The 18,718-nt window shown below is 67.7% G+C and carries 16 protein-coding genes; 9 read left to right on the top strand and 7 right to left on the bottom strand.

Annotation, left to right across the window (positions count from 1 at the left end; genetic code table 11):
- Positions 1 to 229 precede the first annotated feature (229 nt).
- Entirely contained in the window at positions 230 to 691 is a 462-nt protein-coding gene (locus tag ABZV06_RS15690; RefSeq protein ID WP_355621943.1) for a helix-turn-helix domain-containing protein, read from the bottom strand.
- Between the two features lie 206 nt (positions 692 to 897).
- Between ABZV06_RS15690 and ABZV06_RS15685 the strand changes: the two genes are divergently transcribed.
- Genes ABZV06_RS15685 through ABZV06_RS15645 form a run of 9 tightly spaced genes read left to right on the top strand, consistent with a single transcriptional unit; the run spans position 898 to position 10,277 of the window.
- Positions 898 to 1,197, top strand: a complete 300-nt coding sequence (locus ABZV06_RS15685; protein WP_355621940.1) for a hypothetical protein — start codon at positions 898 to 900, stop codon at positions 1,195 to 1,197.
- A gap of 8 nt (positions 1,198 to 1,205) precedes the next feature.
- Complete coding sequence (locus ABZV06_RS15680; protein ID WP_355621937.1) at positions 1,206 to 1,931, top strand: hypothetical protein; 726 nt, start codon at positions 1,206 to 1,208, stop codon at positions 1,929 to 1,931.
- Entirely contained in the window at positions 1,928 to 3,496 is a 1,569-nt protein-coding gene (locus tag ABZV06_RS15675; protein WP_355621934.1) for a hypothetical protein, read from the top strand. The genes ABZV06_RS15680 and ABZV06_RS15675 overlap by 4 nt, the downstream gene beginning before the upstream one ends.
- On the top strand, positions 3,493 to 5,028 hold the full coding sequence (locus ABZV06_RS15670) for an SCO6880 family protein (protein WP_355621931.1): 1,536 nt from the start codon (positions 3,493 to 3,495) through the stop codon (positions 5,026 to 5,028). The genes ABZV06_RS15675 and ABZV06_RS15670 overlap by 4 nt, the downstream gene beginning before the upstream one ends.
- Positions 5,029 to 5,033: 5 nt before the next feature.
- Positions 5,034 to 6,530 carry a type VI secretion protein gene (locus ABZV06_RS15665; protein WP_355621928.1) on the top strand — a complete coding sequence of 499 codons (1,497 nt, stop codon included), beginning with the start codon at positions 5,034 to 5,036 and terminating at the stop codon, positions 6,528 to 6,530.
- Positions 6,531 to 8,312 carry a type IV secretory system conjugative DNA transfer family protein gene (locus ABZV06_RS15660; RefSeq protein WP_355621925.1) on the top strand — a complete coding sequence of 594 codons (1,782 nt, stop codon included), beginning with the start codon at positions 6,531 to 6,533 and terminating at the stop codon, positions 8,310 to 8,312.
- Complete coding sequence (locus ABZV06_RS15655; protein WP_355621922.1) at positions 8,309 to 9,016, top strand: hypothetical protein; 708 nt, start codon at positions 8,309 to 8,311, stop codon at positions 9,014 to 9,016. Before ABZV06_RS15660 ends, ABZV06_RS15655 begins: the two co-directional genes overlap by 4 nt.
- Positions 9,013 to 9,990 carry a DnaB-like helicase N-terminal domain-containing protein gene (locus tag ABZV06_RS15650; protein WP_355621919.1) on the top strand — a complete coding sequence of 326 codons (978 nt, stop codon included), beginning with the start codon at positions 9,013 to 9,015 and terminating at the stop codon, positions 9,988 to 9,990. The genes ABZV06_RS15655 and ABZV06_RS15650 overlap by 4 nt, the downstream gene beginning before the upstream one ends.
- 14 nt (positions 9,991 to 10,004) lie before the next feature.
- Positions 10,005 to 10,277 (top strand): hypothetical protein, encoded by a 273-nt coding sequence (locus ABZV06_RS15645; protein ID WP_355621917.1) that lies wholly within the window; start codon positions 10,005 to 10,007, stop codon positions 10,275 to 10,277.
- Positions 10,278 to 10,553: 276 nt separating this feature from the next.
- Here ABZV06_RS15645 and ABZV06_RS15640 read toward each other — a convergent pair whose 3' ends face one another.
- The 6 genes from ABZV06_RS15640 to ABZV06_RS15615 form a co-directional block, all read right to left on the bottom strand.
- Positions 10,554 to 12,317, bottom strand: coding sequence for a hypothetical protein (locus tag ABZV06_RS15640; protein WP_355621914.1), 1,764 nt, complete (start codon positions 12,315 to 12,317; stop codon positions 10,554 to 10,556).
- 262 nt (positions 12,318 to 12,579) lie between these two features.
- The gene (locus tag ABZV06_RS15635) at positions 12,580 to 14,280 is read right to left on the bottom strand and encodes a hypothetical protein (protein ID WP_355621911.1); all 1,701 of its coding nucleotides are present in this window, start codon (positions 14,278 to 14,280) and stop codon (positions 12,580 to 12,582) included.
- Between the two features lie 18 nt (positions 14,281 to 14,298).
- Complete coding sequence (locus ABZV06_RS15630) at positions 14,299 to 14,892, bottom strand: hypothetical protein (protein ID WP_355621909.1); 594 nt, start codon at positions 14,890 to 14,892, stop codon at positions 14,299 to 14,301.
- A gap of 351 nt (positions 14,893 to 15,243) precedes the next feature.
- Positions 15,244 to 16,140 (bottom strand): phosphotransferase, encoded by an 897-nt coding sequence (locus ABZV06_RS15625; protein ID WP_355621906.1) that lies wholly within the window; start codon positions 16,138 to 16,140, stop codon positions 15,244 to 15,246.
- On the bottom strand, positions 16,137 to 16,703 hold the full coding sequence (locus ABZV06_RS15620; RefSeq protein WP_355621903.1) for a kinase: 567 nt from the start codon (positions 16,701 to 16,703) through the stop codon (positions 16,137 to 16,139). Before ABZV06_RS15620 ends, ABZV06_RS15625 begins: the two co-directional genes overlap by 4 nt.
- An 11-nt stretch (positions 16,704 to 16,714) precedes the next feature.
- The gene (locus tag ABZV06_RS15615) at positions 16,715 to 18,697 is read right to left on the bottom strand and encodes an ABC transporter ATP-binding protein (protein WP_355621900.1); all 1,983 of its coding nucleotides are present in this window, start codon (positions 18,695 to 18,697) and stop codon (positions 16,715 to 16,717) included.
- Between the last annotated feature and the right edge of the window lie 21 nt (positions 18,698 to 18,718).

The raw sequence follows: 18,718 nt of genomic DNA, 5'->3' as shown, positions 1-18,718 counted from the left end.
GAAGGGGGACGGGACCACGATGCCGTTGTCATCGAGTACCTGCTCGCATCGCCGCCGCAGATCGCGTAGGTGTGCCTGACTCTCGGGTCCGGCGGCCCGTGGTCGGCGCATTGCCTCTCCCATCGACTGGCGAGCCGGGGCGCAGGGCGGCCCCGCTGTGGTGCGATGAGTCAGGCTAGTGGCCTGCCGTGGTGCGGCGTCAAGCCGAAGTCGCAGGTCAAGAGGCATTTCACACTCGGGTGGCCGGCGGCGTCCCATCGCTGTCGACTTCCGGTAGACCCTCAATGCGGCGGGCGTACCGCAGCTGTGCCTTGATGGGTTCGAGCGCCTCCACGGAGAGCCCAGCGGCGAGCCGGGCGAGTTCCCGCACCCCGTCGTCGCGCAGCTCGGTGACGATCTCCAACTGACCGTCGACACGTTCCGCGGTGGCGTCATCGCTGAAGTAGGTCACCGGGACGCCGAACAGCTGGGCAACCCAGGCGAGCTTGTCCAGGCTCGGAGTCTTTCGCTGGCCGGTCCGGATCTGCTGAAGGTAGACCGGGGAGATCGCCGCCGCACCGCCGGCCAGTTCGGCGATCTTCGCCGCCGCTTCCCGGTAGCTGTAGGGGCGGCCGAGCGTCGCGGGGTAGACCGTGCGGAACAGGTGATCCAGGCGCGCGGCGACGCGGTGGGTCCTGTCGTCGGTCGTCATCCCGGCATTGGCCTTCCTGTAAGCGCGTCGGTCAAGCCTGCAATGACAGCAATCGCGGACGCAAGTTGCCACATGACCTATGTCACCCAGTCGGGTCTACCCCTGCGGGCGGTGGGCTGCTTAAGGTCTGACCCTGCTGTACGCGATTGCTAACACCGCTGGTCAGGTCGCGGCGGCGTGTCCCTCCGTTCTGCAAGGAGTTCGTCATGCACACCCTTCCCTCCGCCCTGTCCGTGCTCGCCGACGTGCCCAACCCGGCCCCGGCCGATCCGACGGGAGGCAGCAACGGCATCTCGCTGCTGCTGTCGTACGTCAAGTGGGGCGCACTCATCGGTTGCGCCATCGCCGCCCTCGCCTCGGGCGGCCTGATGGCCGTCGGGAAGCTCTCCAACCGGCCCGGCACCGCCGAGATGGGCAAGAGCGCCTTCATCTGGTCGCTCGGAGGGGTGATCGTCACCGCCATGGCGATCCCCCTGGTCAACACCGTCTTCGGCGCAGCGAACTGAGCCGAGCCGTGAACGAATTCATCAATCCGGAGCCACACCGCGTCCGCTGGCTCGTCATCGCCTGCGGAGCACTCGCGACCCTGGTCGCGGCCACCGGGCTGATCGTCTGGGTGCTGAAACCCCACTCCGGCGACGCCAGAACCGCGACGCCGGGAGCATTGCCGCCCACGGCCACCGGCTCCTCAACGTCAGTTCCGAGCGGGCCGGTTCAGCTGGGCGCCGGAAGCCAGACGGTGCAGGGCATCGCGGTGGGATACCCGCATTCACCAGCGGGTGCGGTGGCGGCCGGCACGGAGTACCTCACGCAGGTGCTGTCGAACCTCGACCCGGCCCGCGCCCGGACGATCGCCACCGTGATCGCCGACCCCTCGTTCGCCGACGCCAGCGACTACCTCGCCGAGGGGGCGGCGAATCTGCGGCGCACCCTCGGAGTGGCCACGATCGGGCCGGTGCCGTTGGGCGCGTCGCTCACCTTCGGACCAGCTGCCTATCAGCTTCGCGACGCCACCCCGGACGCGCTGACCGTGCTGGTCCTCGGCTACCTGTCCAGCACCGCACCCGGCCGGCAGGTGACCTCCACCGTCGGCGTGTACCCGATCCGGCTGCACTGGGCCGCCACCGACTGGAAGGTCCTCCCGCCGGATCCGGCGACCACCACCGACTACACCAGCCTCGCAGCCCAGCCCGGCAGCGTCGAGGCAGCCGCCCGAGGCTGGCAGGAACTCACCTCGTGAACGCCGCTGCCTGCGACCCGCTCAACGGCCAGATCAGCGGCTGCACCCCCGGCGGCATCATCGACGGAGCCGCCGCCAACGCCTGGGAATCAGTCTGCCGGTCGTTCGCCGACGCCGCGACGTCGCTGCTGAAGGCCTTCGCCGATGCGTTCGTCGCGTTCCCCAACCTCGACCTGATGAGCATCGACCAGCCGCTGGCGATCTCACGGTGGCTAGCGATGGGCATCGCCGCCCTGCTGCTGCTCCTGCAGGTTGTCCGGACTGTCGCCACCCGTGACGGATCCCCGCTCGCGCAGGGCCTGGTCGGCGCGGGTAAGGCGGTGCTGGCGTTCCTCGTCACGATGGTCGTCGCCAACGCCGCCCTGATCGCCGCCGACGAAGTCAGCCGCGGCATCATCAACCGATCCCTGGGCGGCAACGAGGGCCTCAAGGCCAAACTCACCGTCCTGTTCCAGATGGGCTCGGTTACCGGCTCCTCGGGGTCGCTGATGCTCATCCTCGCGCTGGTGGGCATCGCGCTCACGTTGGTGCTGTGGTTCGAGCTGCTGCTGCGCAACGCCGCGATCGCGGTATTGCTGGCCACCTCGCCCATCGCTGCGGTCGGCAACATGTCGGAGACGACGCAGAGTTGGTGGTCGAAGCTCTGCGTCGCCACCATCCAGCTGGTCATCCTCAAGCCGATGATCGCGCTGGTCTTCGCGATCGGCTTCGGCGTTCTCGGAGACCCGACCGACCCCACGCGGGCCAAGGACGTGACCACCCTGCTGACCGGCATGTTGGTGCTGCTCATGGCCGTCGTCGCGTGGCCGGTCATCGCCCGCTTCTTCACCTTCGCCACCGTGCAGGCCGCCGCCGGTGGAGGGCTCGCCGGGATGCTGGGCTTCGCCGCTGGTAGGGCGAACGCCAGCGGCCCGCCGAGCGGAGTGAACCCGGCTCAGTTCAGCCAGGCCAGTGAGGCTCGTACCCTCGCCTCGGCTGCCGGCAAGAGCGGCGCCGCTGGCGGCGCGGCCGGTGGTAGCGCCGGCGCGGCGGGCAGCGCGACTGCGGCACTCGGGGCGGTCGCCGCGCCGATCGCGGTCGCCGCCGCCGGCGTCGACCTGGCCCAGCGGGCGGTCAACTCTTTGGCCGGGCGGATGGAACAAACCGCCGGGCACGCTGGCGTACACGGCGCGAACCCGCACGCCCGCCCGGCCGGCTACTCCCGATACGCAGGCAGCTGGACTGGCGCCCTCACCGGCACCGCTGGCCGCTCCGCCGCACCAACCGGCCCCACCGGAAGCTCTACCGCAACGGCTGAAGCGAAACCTCGAACCCCGGCCTCCTCCGGTGACACGACCGGACCCGCTCCGACATCTGGGCAGAGTCGAGCGGCCGAAGCCGTGCCACCGCCGCTCCACACGCCTCCACCGGCCCCCGAGACCAACCCGACGCCAAGACCCTCGGTCAGCGAGGTGAGTTCGGCCGCGCCTCCGACCCAACCAAGGGGGACGGGCGTACCCGATCCAGCGCCGCCAGCCCCGCACGACTCTCCATCCGCCAACCCAACCGAGGAGGCCGACCGGTGAGCACCCCCACCGCCGAGCACCGCACCCGCAGCTACTTCGGATGGCAGCACGAGAAGGTCGCATTCCTGTTCGGGATGACCCTGCAGCGAGTCACGATGCTCGCCGGCGCCGTCCTTGCGGGGATCTGGCCGCTCGCCGCCGCCCGCCCCGCCGCCGGGGCACTACTCTGGCCGCTCGCCGTCGTGTTGGCGACGTTGGCGTTCCTGCGCGTCGGAGGCCGCACCACCGACGAATGGGTACTGGCGTTCACCTCCTACCACTGGGGCCGCTCCCGCACCCGGCACCGCTTCCTTTCTGCGGCGTTCGCTCCCACTTCGGTCGACGTGACGGCCGCGAAACGGATGGACCTGCCCGGAGTTCTGGCGCCGCTGACGATTTTGGAGGCGCATGGTCCGTCGGGGCAGCCGCTCGCGGTGGCGTATCACCGTCTGGACCGCACCTACACCGCGGTCGCGCGAGTCCGGTACTCCGGAATCAGCCTGGTCGACTCCGCCCGCCGGGATCAGCGCGTCGCCGGCTGGGGCGCGCTGCTGGCCGGGCTGTGCACAGAGGGGAACCCGATCGTGCGGGTGCAGGCGCTGCAGCGCATCGTCCCTGAGTCCGGAGCGGCGCTGCGCCGCTGGCACGTCGACCACGTCGCCGCCACCGCCCCGCCCGAGGCCGTCGCGGTCACCAGCGATCTGCTCACCGCCGCCGCCCTGTCCAGCAGCGGCCGGGAGGCGTACCTGGCGTTCACGATGGACCACCGCCGGGCCGCCGGGGCGATCAAGAGCGCAGGTGGGGGCAGCGTCGCCGCGGCGGACATCCTCACCCGGCACCTGCGGGCACTCTCCGCGTCGATCGCCGGCGCGGACCTGCAGGTCGAGTCGTGGCTGGGCCCTCGCGACCTCGCGGAGGTCATCCGCACCGCCTACGACCCGCACGCCGGCCGGCACCTCGCTGAACGCCGCGCCAACGCCACCACCCCGGGTGCCGACGGTCTGCCCGCTGGCGTCGACCCGGCCGTCGCAGGCCCTGCCGCAGCGCTCAGCTCCCCGGGTAGCTACGCCCACGACGGCGCCCACTCCGTCACGTACTGGATCCACGACTGGCCCCGCAACCAGGTCTATTCCACGGTCCTCGCCCCGCTACTCGGCGACGGCGTGCACCGGCGGGCGTACTCGATGCACATCGAACCCCTCGGGCCGCGCGAGGCGTCCCGCAAGGTGATGGGGGAGCGGACCCGCCGCTCCGTCGCCGTGGGGATGCGCCACCGCACCCAGCAGATCGTGCCCGAGCACGAGCGGCAGGCCCTGGCGCGCGCCGAGGCTCAGGACGCCGAACTCGCCGCCGGCCACGGCCTGGTCCGGTTCACCGGCTACGTCACCGTGACCGTCACCGACCCGGCCCAGACCGAGGACGCCTGCGCGGCACTGGAGGCCGACGCCGCCGCAGCCCGCATCGAGCTGCGCCGCATGTGGTACGCCCACGACACCGGCTTCGTGATGGGTGCCCTCCCGCTCGGCTTCGGCCTGCCCCGGAAGCGGTGGTGAGCCCGATGCTGCGGCGTACTCGACGCAACAACCTGCCGGTCGCGGACCTGAGCGACCTCCTCGGCGACCTGCCGACCCCGACCACGCCCGCCGCTGCCCCCTCGAAGCCGGGGCGGACTCGACCGGAGCCGACGCCGCCGCGGCGCGGGTGGCCGCGGCCGTTCGCGGGGCAGGCCGCCCTCGCCCCGCAGATTCCCGTCTTCCGGGCTTCCACCGGGCAGATGCAGGGCCTCTACCCGTGGCTGTACGGGCAGACGATGCCCCCGGCTGGCACCTACATCGGTATCGACACCCAGTCCGGAGGCAGCTTCTCCTGCCATCCCATCGAGTGGCTGCGCCTGCAACTGATCACCAATCCGAACTTCCTCATCACCGGCGTACCCGGCTCCGGGAAGTCCGCCACCATCAAACTGCTTTGCTACCGGCTGATGGCCTACGGCGTGCGCGCCTTCGTCCTCGGTGACATCAAGAACGAGTACGCCACCCTCGCCCGTCACCTCGGCGTCGAGCCCCTCGAGCTCGGGCCAGGCCTCGGCAACCGGCTCAACCCCCTCGACAGCGGACCCCTCGGCCGCAACCTTCCCGGCGACACGGAGAAGCTCCGCGAGCGGCTGGACGAGATCCACCGAAGGCGCATCACTCTGCTCTCCTCGCTGCTGGTGATGCGCCTCGGTCGGGCACTGTCCCCGACCGAGGAGGCGGCCCTGTCCCTGGCCATCAAGAACGCCTCCGGCGAGGCCACCGGCGACAGCGACCTCACCGACCCGACCATCCCCGCCGTCTGGGCGCTGCTGCGCGACCCGCTGCCGGACATGGCAGCCGAACTGCGGGTCCGTGGCGATGACACCGGGGAACTGCGGGAGATGATCCGCCCGACGGCCGACGCCCTCGGCAACATGGTCCAGGGGTCGTTGAGCGGCCTGTTCGACGGGCCGACGACCATCCGCCTGGACTTTGACGCCCCCATCCAGACTGTTGACCTGTCCCGCATCGACGGCCGCGGCGACGAGACCGTCGCCATGACCCTGGCCTGCGTCTCATCCTGGGGGCAGGCCGCCATCGACGAACCCGGCGGGCCCGTCCGCATGGTCATCCGCGACGAACTCTGGCGGGCCATGCGCGTCCCTGCCATGATCCGCAAGGTCGACTCCGACCTGCGGCTGTCCCGTGCCCAGGGAACGATCCAGGTGCTCAGCACCCACCGGCTCGCCGACTTCGAAGCCGTCGGCCCGGCCGGCAGCGAAGAGGTCACCATCGCCAGCAACCTCATCGCCTCCTGCGACGTGCGGGTATGCCTGCGCCAGGACACCGCGCCGCTTGCCATGACCAAGGACCAGATCGGTCTCACCGACACCGAGTGCGCCCACATCGCCTCCTGGTCCGGCGAGCACGTCGGCCGGGCGCTGTGGAAGATCGGCCGGCAGCCCAGCCAGATCGTGCAGACCATCCTCACCCCGCAGGAACGGCAACTGTTCTACACCAACGAACGAATGGCGGTGTAGATGAGCGGCAACACCACGCGGCTCGGCGGGAGTCTCACCAGCGGCTCTGACTGGGTGGTGGGTGCCATCGTCGCGGTGGCCGCTGGCGGCATGCTCGGCATCTGGCTGACCGGCCAGGTCGCCGGGCTGCTGGCACTGCAGTGGCCGGCGACCTCCCCAGCCGACGCGTACGGCATCGCTCTCGCCCTGCCCCGGCACCTCAGCGACCCTCGACTGGCCTGGCCACCACCTGTCCAGGGCCAGCTGCCGGGCCCGATCCGCTTCTACACCGCCGCCGTGCTCGTCACCGGTGCCCTCTCGGCAGCAGGAGCGGTGCTGTGGCAGCGGTGGGGCAACGGACGCCAGGCCCGGGGGATGGCATCGCGGCAGCAGTTGCGGCGCACCCTCTCCGCCGAGGCCGTCCTGCGGTCGGCCCCGCGCCTGCGGCCCAGACTGGATCACAAGCCGGAGCTGACGGACGTCGCGGTGCCGTTGGGCGACGCCGGACCGATGCGCCTGCACGCGGGCCTGGAATCCTCCGTGCTCCTGGTCGCCCCGCCCCGGCAGGGCAAGACCAGCCAGGTCATCATCCCGTGGCTGCGCGGTTTCCCCGGCGCCGCAGTCGTCACCTCCGTACGTCCCGACGTCCTGGAGAACACCGCCACCCTCCGGGCGGGAACAGCGTGGGTCATGGAGCTGACCGGCGACCTCACCTGGCCGCACCGCATCGCCTGGAGCCCCATCGCCAGCTGCGACCGCTACGACGTTGCGCGCAAGCGCGCCGGCGTGATGATCCAGGTCGGCAAGCAGGAGAGCAGCGACGCCACCAACGCCGGCTTCTTCGGCATGACCGCCACCAACCTGATGGCCGCCTGGCTGCACACCGCCGCCCTCACCGGCCGGACCATGACCGACGTCCTGGCCTGGTCGACCGACGACACCAACGACCAGCCCGTGAAACTCCTGCGCGACGCCTACGGTGCCCGCGACGGGGTCCTGAAGATGCTTGACGGGTTCTACCGCCAACCGCACACCACCCGGGCCAACCTGTGGGCCACCGTGCAGACCGGCACCAGTTGCCTCTTCGGCGAAGCCGCCCATCACGTCTTCGCCGGGACGGTCACCGAATCCTTCGACATCGAGGCGTTCCTGCGCTCCGGCACCGACACGGTGTATTTGCTCGTTGACGAACAACAGGCCGAAGCGCTTGCTCCACTCGTCACCGCCTTCGTTGACGAGATCACCACCACCGCGAAACGCCTCGCGCTGCGGGCCCCCACCGGCCGGCTGGACCCGCCCCTGGGCCTGATCCTTGACGAGGTCACCAACGTCGTCCCGCTGCCGGACCTACCGCAGCTGATGTCCTACGCCGCAGGCAGCGGCATCTTCGTCACCGCCGTCCTGCAGAACCTCGCCGCCGCCGAACAACGCTGGCGGGCCGTGGGCCGCCGAATGCTCTGGGCCAACTCCACCATCAAGATCGCCCTCGGCGGGCTCGCCGGCGACGACCTCGACGACTTCTCCCAACTCGCCGGCACCTACCGCGAAACCCTCCTGGTCCCGCAACGCAACGACCGTGGCGTCACCGTCCAGACCACCGTCACGGACCGCAAGACCATGTCTTCCGAAGCGATTCGCACCCTCAACGAGCAGCGCCGGGAGGCGCTGATCATCCATGCGACCACCCCGGCCGTCCTTACCCGCATGGCTCGGCACTACGAGAGCCGACACGCCAAGGAGTACGCGGACGCGGTTTGCCACGCCCGCACCCTGATGGGCGACACCCCGGAGACCCCGCGATGACCATCGACTCACCGGCCGCTGCGGCATCAGACGCTCCCGTACGGCCGATCCGCGAGTGGCACGCTCTGACCGCCGAAGAGCAGAGCGTCGAGTGGATGGCGCTGGTTAGCTGGGTCACCTGGATCCATGACCTCTACGAACTCTCCCGGGAAGAGCGACTGCCGCTGTGTTGGCCACAGCACCCCGGGCTCGTGGAGGAACTTCGCAGCCTCAAGTTCTGGCGCGACGTCATCTACACCAGCCGCGACAGCGGCGGCGCCCATTCCCCACGCTCCTGGCACGGAGAACTGCGCCAAACCCTCGCCGCCGTAGGCAACTTCTGGGCACCGACCTGCCGGGCAGGTCACACCAGCGCCGCTCTACTGAGCGAGGCGCACCCGGACCTCGCCCAACGCTGGCACGCCCACGGGCCGCCGCTGATGGCCTCCAGCCCCGCCCTCGGCGCGGCCAGCAGCCTGCCCGACATGCTCGCCGACGCGGAGATGGCCGCGGCCCTTGACCAGGGCGAGGCCCGTCCGCATAGCCGCAGCATGCCCTACTACGCCCACTCGGCGGTGCGTGGTGGACCCGCAGCAGCGACGGCGCGACGTGGCTTCGGTGTACCGACCCCGACCACCACGCCCACCTCGACGACACCAGCGCCCGGATGCGCGCCGCCGACACCGTCCGCGACCAGCTCACGAAGCAGTAAGGACCCGCCATGAGTGACCTGATCATGCGCGCGGAGCAGGGCGTTCTCGGTGCCCTCCTCGCCGATCCGAACCAACCCCTCATCACCGACAACCTGGTCAGCGACGACTTCAGCCACCCCGCCCACAGAGCCATCTACAGCGCCATCCTGGACATCCCCGCCACCGGCGACGACCCCGGACGGATCGTTGCCGCTGTCGTCGCGATCGTCGACCGGCCCGACGTCGACACCAACCTGCTCAACGCTCTCGCCGCCGCCGTCCCGGATGACCAGCGTGTTCGGGCCTACAGCCAGATCGTCATCCAAGCGGCCTTCGACCGCGACACCATCGACTTCGCCGAGCCCTACCTCACCGCTGCGGCGCAGGCCACCGATCCGGTCGCCCGGGACGCCCTGGTCCGCCTCGGCCAAGCCCTCACCGCCCAAGCGGAAGTCTTCGCCCCCGCCAGCACGATTGACCCGGACCAGGCCCTGTCCCTGCCCACCGTCATGGCTTTGGCCGCCGCCGATCTGCACCCCGAAGACGCGATCATCGCCGACCTTCTGCAGCACCCCGAACAAGCCCGCGACGTCGCCGCCTGGCTGACCTCCGACGTCTTCACGACTGACGAACGGCGCCTCACCTACGAACTCGCGGTCTCGATCGCCTATGACCAAGACCCCATCGACGCCGTCATCCTCGCCTGGAACGTCGAACGCGCACAGGAGATCCAATCACTCGGGGCCCCGCACCATCGGCTTCCAGAGACCCCGGGCCACTACACCCACCTCGCCCGACTGGAGGTCACTGCCGTCGCAGTCGGGACCGCCGTCACCATCGGTCACGACCTGGTCTCCGAACACGTCACGGTCACGCTCACCCGCAGCGCCAGCGCAGCCGAGGCCGTCGCTACCACGCGCTCCGCGGAAATCGGAGGCCCGGTTGCTGGGGTGGAACCGCCACGCGAATCCAGCCCAACCCTCGACGTTCCTCGTATCGAGCTGTGAAGGGAGTGCCAGCCATGAACACGAACCCCGAACCCGCGACCACCACCAGCGCCGGCGCCCCGCCCCGCGCACCGCGGACCATGAGCCACGACGAGATGCGCCGGCACGAAGAGCAACTGCGGGCCAGCCGCCTCTCCCCACGAGACCGACACCACATGTTCGTACAGCACGACGGTGTCTGGTGGATCGGCGACCCCGACGGCTACATCGAAATCACCAGCGAGGAGCAGAACCTCAGGCTCGACCGGTGGCACGAGCGGCTCAACAACGGCGCGCTCTGGGCCTGAGAGCCTGGTCGAGCGGCTGGTGACTTACGGGTGTACTCCCTCGAGGAGCCGTCCGCCCATGCCCTTCGCCAGGAACCTGGCGCACGGAGCCATCCGCAATCTGCTCGTAGGCAGCCTGCCTCGCCGCGGTGTGTCGCAGCGAAACGTGCCAGGCGGCGTCGGCGGGCTCGTAATGGCCTACGCCTGATTGATGATGAGCCTTCGCCGATGACGTAGCAGAGGTCGGCGTAGAAGTATCCGTTGTGGGATTAGGTATATAGGTGACTCAATAACAACTCAGTCGCGCCAGTAGCTATCGTTCATATCAGGGTGGGGCTTCCAATCGTCGCGCCCTACCGATATTCCGTGATTCCCCATCTTCCAGCTCTCCATGGCCGCTGCGGCAGCATTTACCAGGTTGCATTGCTCCCGAGATAGGTAAAACCTGTATATGGCAAGATCGTCTTGGGCTTCATGAGTCCATTCCAAGTGCGGCGGTCGTTCGGCGGCAAGATTGAGGTAACGGCTGATCGTCTCCTCGACTGTCGCTCGGCTTACCCTGGGCATCAGACGGGGAAAGATGTCAACGGTGCGATCGGAACTGTAGACAACTATCACACATGGCGGCGGTTGACTCCCCAGATAGCGGACCGTATTGTTGTAGCGACTGCCCCGGGATGGATCACCTACGTTATTTGCGTGCCCATCAAGGATGACGCCAATGGCGTGACAACGCCCATGCAGGTCAACAAGAATTGCGCCGTCCATCGCGGTCAGTTGACTCGTCATCTCGAGCGTAATCTCTACAGGTTCGACTGACCAAGCCTGAGGCGAAAGTCGAAGGGCCTCCGAGGCTGCATCGCCGGATATGACAAGCATCGCCCCGTGGTCGTTCAGTTCGGCGGCCATGGCCAGCGCAATTAGTCGGTCGACATCAGCGTCCGGCAAGGTGCGTTCAATGCAATCCCGTAGGACGGCGGTGTCGAGAGTTCGTGCCGGCAACCGTGCTACTCCGTCACGGACGCTTAGCATCGCCACTCTATTATGTTCAAGGTCCCACGCTCCACGGCCCAGTATTGAGGCAACGAACACGCTCTCGGTTTCAGGTTTGTAGCTGTCATTGATGCTTCCAAGGGCGTAAACACTGCCTCCGAAGCTGTCATTCAACTCGCCCGCCAGTAGCCCCACATTGTCGCTACTGGCTTCGAGTAGCTTCCGGACTGCTCGAGTGCTACCAAGAGGAACAGGGGTCCCTAGACGCATTGCTACCTCAACTCCAGGCGTATCCGGTGCAGCAAGCAGCAGGAACCCGAGGCCCGAGCGGCCTTCATAGGGAAGCGCCGACAGTGCGTTTAGCAGCAGGTCTGTACCTTGGCCGAAATAGTAGCCAGTGCAAATAAAGATGCTACGCACAAAACGATCTGTAGCACTCCTGACGAGTTCTGGAGTGTTGGTGCCGAGCGCGTCTAGTCTCTCGCCAGGGTTAGGCCGGTATAGCGCTACTGTCGCACGAGAATGTATTTCGTCCAGCAAAGCGTGTACAAACGACGGGGTTATGCGGAACCTTTCGCGCGTTGTTGTTCGAAGTTGAGGCACTTCTTTCATTATCGAGGTGCGCACGCCAATAGCGGTATGAACTTCGTAGTCGCCGACGCGGTTGGGCATACCAACAAAGAAGGTGAGGCCGCTACTGGCGGCATGCCCTGACAGGGCCTCGACGATTGCTTCCGCACGCATTTGATTCTGGAGTGCCCCGTGGTGTCTTTCGTGCTGGCTCGGATTGGTGTGGAGGGTGTTGTAATCGGGGTGCTGTCGGTAGAGATCGGATGCGCGTCTGGCCACTGCGGCGACATCGCTGGGTGAATACGGACCGTCTTCTGGCTCAATGCAAATAGTAAGTTCGTCGCCGCCTGCAACTCGGAATCCGATAAGCGCCACGTAGGCTTTGCTGTCGAATCCGATTTCCTGGAACGCGAACTCAGTGGCGCGTTTGACGGAGTTTCGGAAATGTGACTGGTGTCCCCACATGAATTGCGGTATGAACCGAGGATCCCTGGGCATGCCTTAGCTCCTTGCTGCCCTTAAAACGGGTCTGATAATTTGATGAATTGGCTGGAGGTTCTATTCACTCGGCCGTCTGGCGTGATGTCCAGTGTTCCCGGATTGCCTATCCGAGGCTCGGTCAGGATATTGAGCTGCGCCGCGATGTGCGGGTTCTTGGTTGTTTCGAGTTCGTAAGCACTGCTGCCGCTTGCATGCGTCAAGAAAGGACTACTTCTACCAAAATATGCAGTTGCTTGACGATCGAATGCCTGACCCAGTTTTACGCGCGGTCGCTGAAGAATCGGTCGGGATCCATGCGGGGGTCAGGGAAAAAGCGGCGGGGCCGCGGTGCGTGGTCTGGCCACTCCGCGACCGCGTCTGAGGCGGCATTGAGCTGCTCACACTGCTTTGCTGAAAGATGAAATCGTAGCCGATCGACAGTGCGTACAGCCCGCGTGGTCGTCTCCGCGTTGCGAGCCGGCTCCCGCATCACTTCCAAGAGATGCTCTACGCTTTGCCTCACGCCTGACGGGTGCACTACCCGGGGATATGGCGGCAGGATGTCTACCATTCCATCGGAGCTGTATACAATGACAACTGTTTGGGTCGATCCAGGGCTCGCCTCCGGATCCCCATCGAGCGCCAGATAGCGCGCTGCATTGTTGTACCGGCTGCCTCGGGAATAGTTCTCCCGGACGCCGGTGTGCCCGTCGAGCAGCACCCCGATGGCATGACAGCGTCCGTGTTCGTCAACGAGGATTCCCCCATCCATCTCAGCAAGGCTCGCGACGATTTCCGGATCCAACGGCTGGGGCTTGACGGGGAAGGCTTGCCCACTGAAACGAGCGGCCTCCTGCGCCGCGTGACCCGAGATGATCAGCATGGCGCCGTGATCCTTGCCGCAAAGGGAAACCGCAAGCTTCGTCAGTTTGGCGGCGTCGCTGTCTGGTAGCAGCCAGGCGATGCGTTTCTTCAGGCCACTCTTGTCTACGTCCATTTCCATCGCCGAGGACGGCAGGCGGCTGAGGCCGTCCTGAACATGCATGAGCACTCGGCGCCCCTGATTGAACTGCCACGTTCCCCGCCGAATGATTCGGAAGGAGAACGGCGGTGGCTGCGCTTGATCCTTCCGGTTAAGCGCGCTGCCGAAGCCGTAGACGGACCCATTGTGCAGGAGAAGGCTGGTTCCCTTGATGGTGGCCTCCAAGAGCTTACGCACAGCTCGCACATCGCTGATAGGTGCCGGGGACCGTAGGCGCAGCCGGATTCTGCCCAGCCCGGAGTCAGGAGGTATAGCGACAATAGCGCCGCTTCCCGTCCGGCCTTCGTACGGCAATGCCGAGATGCTGTCGAGGAAAAGCCCGTGGTCGTGAAGCGGGACGCCGGCGAACACTGCGTCGCCGATGAAGCTAGCGGTGGCAGTCCGAACGAATTCCTGCACTTGATGACGGAGGCCGTGGATATCGATATCCGTCGGGGCCGATGCGAGGACCAGGCCGATGCGATACAACACTTGCTCGACCACGGCGTGCACGAGTGAGTGGGCGACAGTGCCATGCTCAGGCGCAGTACGGAGGTGAGGCACCTTCGCCAAGTCGACTTTCCGGAGTGCCACCGCGGCGAAGCTGTATTGATCGTCCGTTCGCGCCGAGTGTTTCGAAACGAAGAATGACCAGCCCGCGCCCCCTGGATCCGACGACAGCAGGACCTTCGCTGCCATGCCCACACAGACGTCGTCGTCCGGCGCGCGTCGGCCACCAAACATCTTGGCGAACGACTTCGTCCGTTCCGTATCCAACGCGCTGAAGGGCGCAGCCGCAGGGGCATTCTGGTCCGGCGAGCCGGGCGTGGGCACTGAAATCAACTCGACCCGCGAGATTCCCGAGTAGCCGATCAGCCGTAGGCTGGCTTGTACGGCCGCGCGGGCGCTGGTAGCAAACCGCAGCCGCCCGGTGTCGGTGTTACTCCATGCGTCAGCCACTCCCGCGTCCCCTCTCGGCTAAACCTGAACACGTCGCAGCGCGAGGGTGCCCTGCGTGCCGCGCTGAGTGAAGTACCGGCCTGTGAGCTCACCCGATCGGGCATCGATCACTACATCCGTGGTGCCGTCGTGATCCTTCATGGCAGGGTCTGCGACGCCCGGGCGGACCTGGTTCCGATACGTGTACGTCAGCCGGCTGCGGGAGTGTCCGTCGGTGAAAACCCCGGCAGTGGCCGATCTTGATGTGGATGACGTTGGGGCGAGGACGTCGAGGCGGATCGCGATCCGTGTCCAAGTCTGGTCGATGCAGACGCGAACCCGCAGGGTGGTCTGCTCGTGTAAGGAAACGAGTTCTCCGTCGTACATGCCTTGCAGGACAGGGACGCGGACGACTCCGAGGCGGTGTAGTAACGGCCATCGCCACGCGACGGTGTCCATCGCGCGGTAGAGCAGGCCGAAGCAGGCGGCGACCGCTGGTGCGCTGAATAGCCACGGGGGGCCCACGCCGAGCCGGTCTACCACGGCGTTCACCATGACCGCCAGTACGACCGCGGCAACGGCGATCATCGCCAGTGCCGGCGCGCGCTCGTCATCACTGGTGTAGAGGTGCATCGCCTTCGGCCCCTCCCTCAACCGGCGCCACGCGCGCCGATTTAGGCCGAAGTCTTATCACGTTAATGGCACCAGTGGCGCTTTGCCATACCGTCTCCCGCCGAAGCAGGCGCCCCAGGCGACCCAGGCGACCCTGATGGGTGTCTCATCTGGCCGAGAGCGCACGCATTCGCATGTGGCGGGCCAAGCCAGCTCGACTACCTTGTGAACAAGAGCATCCACGGTGACCGTGATGACGGTAGGAGTCAGCGCACACAGCAGGCTGGCAGTGGTTGAGTACCAGAGCCGGGTAGTCGCACTGCTGGTGCCACGGGCTCGTCACCGGCGTGCTGGCGGTTGTTCGGTTCATGCTCATCGCATCAGCGCCTGAACGTCCCGGCGCGCCTGGCTGAGTAGCTGTCGCAGGTACGCGAGCCGGGACGTGGTCGCGCCGGCTGCTGACAGCACAGTGTGCAGACGGATCTCTCGGCAGGTCAGCAGGAGCAGGTTGATGGAGTAGGCCGTCGTGATGTCGGCGGTGTGCACGCGTTCGGCGATCGCGGCGGTGAGGGTCGGGCTGGCCGCAGCGCCGACGATGTGCAGCAGCGCGAGGTCGTAGCCGGGTAGGTAGCTGCCGGTGTACTCGAAGTCGATGAGGGCGCAGTGCTCGCCATCGAGGAGCAGGTTGGCGGGTAGGGGGTCGCCGTGTGCGGTGACCCGGCCCGGGCCGAGCTGGTCGACAAGGGTGTGCAGGGCGTACTGGTCGGCGTCGTCGAGGAGCCCGGCGGCGTGTTCGGCGTCGATCCGGCCGTGGTAGTCGACAGGTTGCGGTAGTGGCGGTGCCGGCGTCCAGGCGGCGAAGGTGTCGAGGGTGTCCAGGACCAACCGTGCGGTGGCCGGACTGACGTCGCGAGTGAGGTGGCGTTGGTCGTCCAGGCGCTGCCCGGGTAGCTGAGTCAGGACGATCAGGTAGGCGTCGGCGTACAGGGCCCGCGGCACGCGCACGGGCGGCGGCTGATCGGTGAACAGCTCGTACATGCGCAGCTCGTGCTGGCGCCGGCCGACCCAGTACGGGTCGTCGGTGGTCAACAGCTTTACGATCACCGGTTGGCCGTCGCGGCGGCCGGTGGCGACGACGGCCTTGTCGGTGCGGTGCACAACCCTGCCGGTGCCCACTCCTGCGGCAGCGGCACGGGCGACCAGCGCCGGGAACACGTCATCCGCCCCGAGACCGGCCTTGTCTGGTGTTGCTCTGGGTGGTGCGGTCATGGGACGGCCGGGAGTAGGTCGTTGTCGCGGCCGGTCAGCGGCAGGCCGGCGGCAGCGGCGATGCGCTCGATCGCCTGCTCCCGAGTGGTGGTCTCGGGGAGGACGAGTTCGTCGGGCCAGCCGAGGACGTCGCGCGGGGTGTACCAGCTGCGCAGGTTTTCCGGCGACACCTCCGCCGCCATGGGACGCGTTTCGTGGCGCCGCAGGGTCTCTGGCAGCGACACGTCGAGGTAGACGAAGAGTGTTCGCCCGCGGTGCGCGTCGCGCAGCTCGGTGAGCATGCTCCGATAGCGGGCGGTGTGCATGATCCCTTCCAGGATCACGTGGTAGCCGTGGTCGAGGCAGAAACGAACGTTCTGCGCGATGAGTGCGGGCGCGAGGCCGCCGGGCTTGTCGCGTTCCCTGAGCAGGATCCGCCGGATGTGGTCTTGGCCGACCATCGCGCAGCCGCGGCCGTGCCGGCGCCGCAACGCCGTAGCGAGGGTGCTCTTCCCGGCGCTGGAGTTGCCGCGGATGCTGATGAGGATCGTCTCGGAGGTGCCGGTGGGCCCCGCGTGGTCCATGACGGTTCTTCCTATCGAGAGGCGGGTAGGTGCTGTTGCGGGATGGGGTTGTCCTCGCTCGGGGTGGCGTCGTAGCCGGCGGCCTGAAGGGCGAACAGTTCGGCGTACCGGCCGCCGGTGGCGATGAGGTCGTCGTGGCCGCCGGCCTCGACGAGTCGGCCGTGGTGCAGGACGAAGATCCGGTCGGCGTGGCGGACGTTCGCCAGCCGGTGCGTGATCAGGATCGTGGTGGCCCGGCCTTTGCGGTCGCGGATGGCCTGGAACAGTGCGTCCTCGGCGCGGGGGTCGAGCGCGGAGGACGGCTCGTCCATGATGAGCAGTTCGGCGTCGCGTAGGAACCCGCGGGCGGCGGTGATGCGCTGCCACTGCCCGCCGGAGAGGTCCTGACCTCGGGCGAAGGTCCGGTCGAGAAGCGTCTCGTACCCGTGGGGTAGTTCGGTGATCATGTCGTGGGCGACCGCGCGGGCGGCGGCGGCCTCGATGAGGTCCTGCTGGGCGTCGGTGTCGACGTTGCCGATGGCGATGTTCGTGGCCGCGGTGAACGGCCACTTGTGGTATTCCTGCGTCACCACCGCGATCCGGGCTCGTAGCCCGTCGATGTCGCACTCCGACATGGGGCGGCCGTTCCATTTGATGGCACCGTCGGTGGGGGTGCGGAGGGTGGCGATCATCGCGGCGAGGGTGGTCTTGCCCGAGCCGTTCTCCCCGACGAACGCGACGGTCTGCCCGGCGGTGATGGTCATGGTGACGTTGTCGACGGCGGGTGTGTCGCGGTCGGGGTAGCGCATGCTCACCCCGCTGACGGTCAGTTCCCGCAGCCGTTCGGGGCCCGTCGTGGCCACCGGTCCGCTGCTGCCCGGGAGGTAGGCGGCGGCGCGGGTCATGAACCCGGTGTAGTCGTTGAAGTGCTGACCCTCGGTGTAGACGCGGTCAACCTGGAAGGTGACGATGGCAAGCGAGCGCTGCGCGGACTGCACGGCGATCACGCACGTCGCCGCGGCGGCGATGGGAATCTGCCCGTCGATCAGCAGCAGGCCGAGCAGGACGTACACCGCGGCGGTGGCTACTCCACCGATCAACGCTCCGACCGAGGTGGTGGTGGTGACGCGCCGCGCCAGGACGAGCTGGATGTCGGTCTCGACCTGCATGACCCGGTCGTACTGGTCGAGCAGGAACCGGCGCAGCCCGTACGACCGCAACTCCGGCGCGGATGCCCGCTCGGCCATCAACCGCTGCAACAGCCACAACCGGCGCCGCCGCACCGACCCGGCCGTGTACGTCTGATACCGCAGGTGCCCCGCCCGCAGCGCGGCCCACCCGTTCGGCACCGTCGCCACCAACAACGCCACCAGCAACAGCGGGTGGATCACCACGACGGCAACGGCCACCGCGAGCACACCGGCCAGCCCGGCGAGGAGGTTCATCGAGGACTGCACCAGGCCGATCGCCGACTCGGTGCCTCGGGAGGCGCGTTCCATGTCGTCGGCGAACGCGTCGGCATCGAACGCTTCCAGCCGCACCTGCGTGGACACCTCGAACAGGCCCCGCTCCACCTCCCGGCTCACCTGCGGCGTCAACGCGTTCTGCGCGTACCCCGTGGCGATGCCCATCCCCGCACGCAGCGCGACCGCCACCGCGAGCACGGCCAGCGCGGGCAACGCCGCCCGGACCTTGTCCGCGGTCGGCCCGCCGGCGAACAACTCCACCAACACCCGCTGTGTGGCCAACAGGCCGAAGGCCGCCATCACCCCGGCGCCGACCGTCGCTACCGCGACCACGCCCGTGCGGAGTCGGTCTGCGCGCCAGCTGACGCCCAGAGCGGTCCAGACGAGCCGGGGGAGTTCCGCGAAGACGGTGAACACGCCCGCTTCCGCCCGGGCCCGCACTCCCGTCTCCCACCATGTGGCCCGTAGCTCCGGCAAGACCGACTCCGGTCGTGCGGTGCCCGGCTGGCCCGCTGTACTGGGGCTCTGTGCGGTGGTCGTCTGAGTCATGGACAAACCTCCTCAAAGTCA

The sequence above is a fragment of the Micromonospora sp. NPDC005172 genome (assembly GCF_040608555.1).
Lineage (GTDB): Bacteria > Actinomycetota > Actinomycetes > Mycobacteriales > Micromonosporaceae > Micromonospora.
This window is presented reverse-complemented; position numbering and strand designations above follow the sequence as displayed.

Coding starts and splice junctions, on each gene's coding strand:
- ABZV06_RS15615 (WP_355621900.1), bottom strand. CDS start 18,697: ATGACTCAGACGACCACCGCACAGAGCCCCAGTACAGCGGGCCAGCCG.
- ABZV06_RS15625 (WP_355621906.1), bottom strand. CDS start 16,140: ATGACCGCACCACCCAGAGCAACACCAGACAAGGCCGGTCTCGGGGCG.
- ABZV06_RS15630 (WP_355621909.1), bottom strand. CDS start 14,892: ATGCACCTCTACACCAGTGATGACGAGCGCGCGCCGGCACTGGCGATG.
- ABZV06_RS15655 (WP_355621922.1), top strand. CDS start 8,309: ATGACCATCGACTCACCGGCCGCTGCGGCATCAGACGCTCCCGTACGG.
- ABZV06_RS15620 (WP_355621903.1), bottom strand. CDS start 16,703: ATGGACCACGCGGGGCCCACCGGCACCTCCGAGACGATCCTCATCAGC.
- ABZV06_RS15640 (WP_355621914.1), bottom strand. CDS start 12,317: ATGCCCAGGGATCCTCGGTTCATACCGCAATTCATGTGGGGACACCAG.
- ABZV06_RS15665 (WP_355621928.1), top strand. CDS start 5,034: ATGCTGCGGCGTACTCGACGCAACAACCTGCCGGTCGCGGACCTGAGC.
- ABZV06_RS15645 (WP_355621917.1), top strand. CDS start 10,005: ATGAACACGAACCCCGAACCCGCGACCACCACCAGCGCCGGCGCCCCG.
- ABZV06_RS15690 (WP_355621943.1), bottom strand. CDS start 691: ATGACGACCGACGACAGGACCCACCGCGTCGCCGCGCGCCTGGATCAC.
- ABZV06_RS15660 (WP_355621925.1), top strand. CDS start 6,531: ATGAGCGGCAACACCACGCGGCTCGGCGGGAGTCTCACCAGCGGCTCT.
- ABZV06_RS15650 (WP_355621919.1), top strand. CDS start 9,013: ATGAGTGACCTGATCATGCGCGCGGAGCAGGGCGTTCTCGGTGCCCTC.
- ABZV06_RS15685 (WP_355621940.1), top strand. CDS start 898: ATGCACACCCTTCCCTCCGCCCTGTCCGTGCTCGCCGACGTGCCCAAC.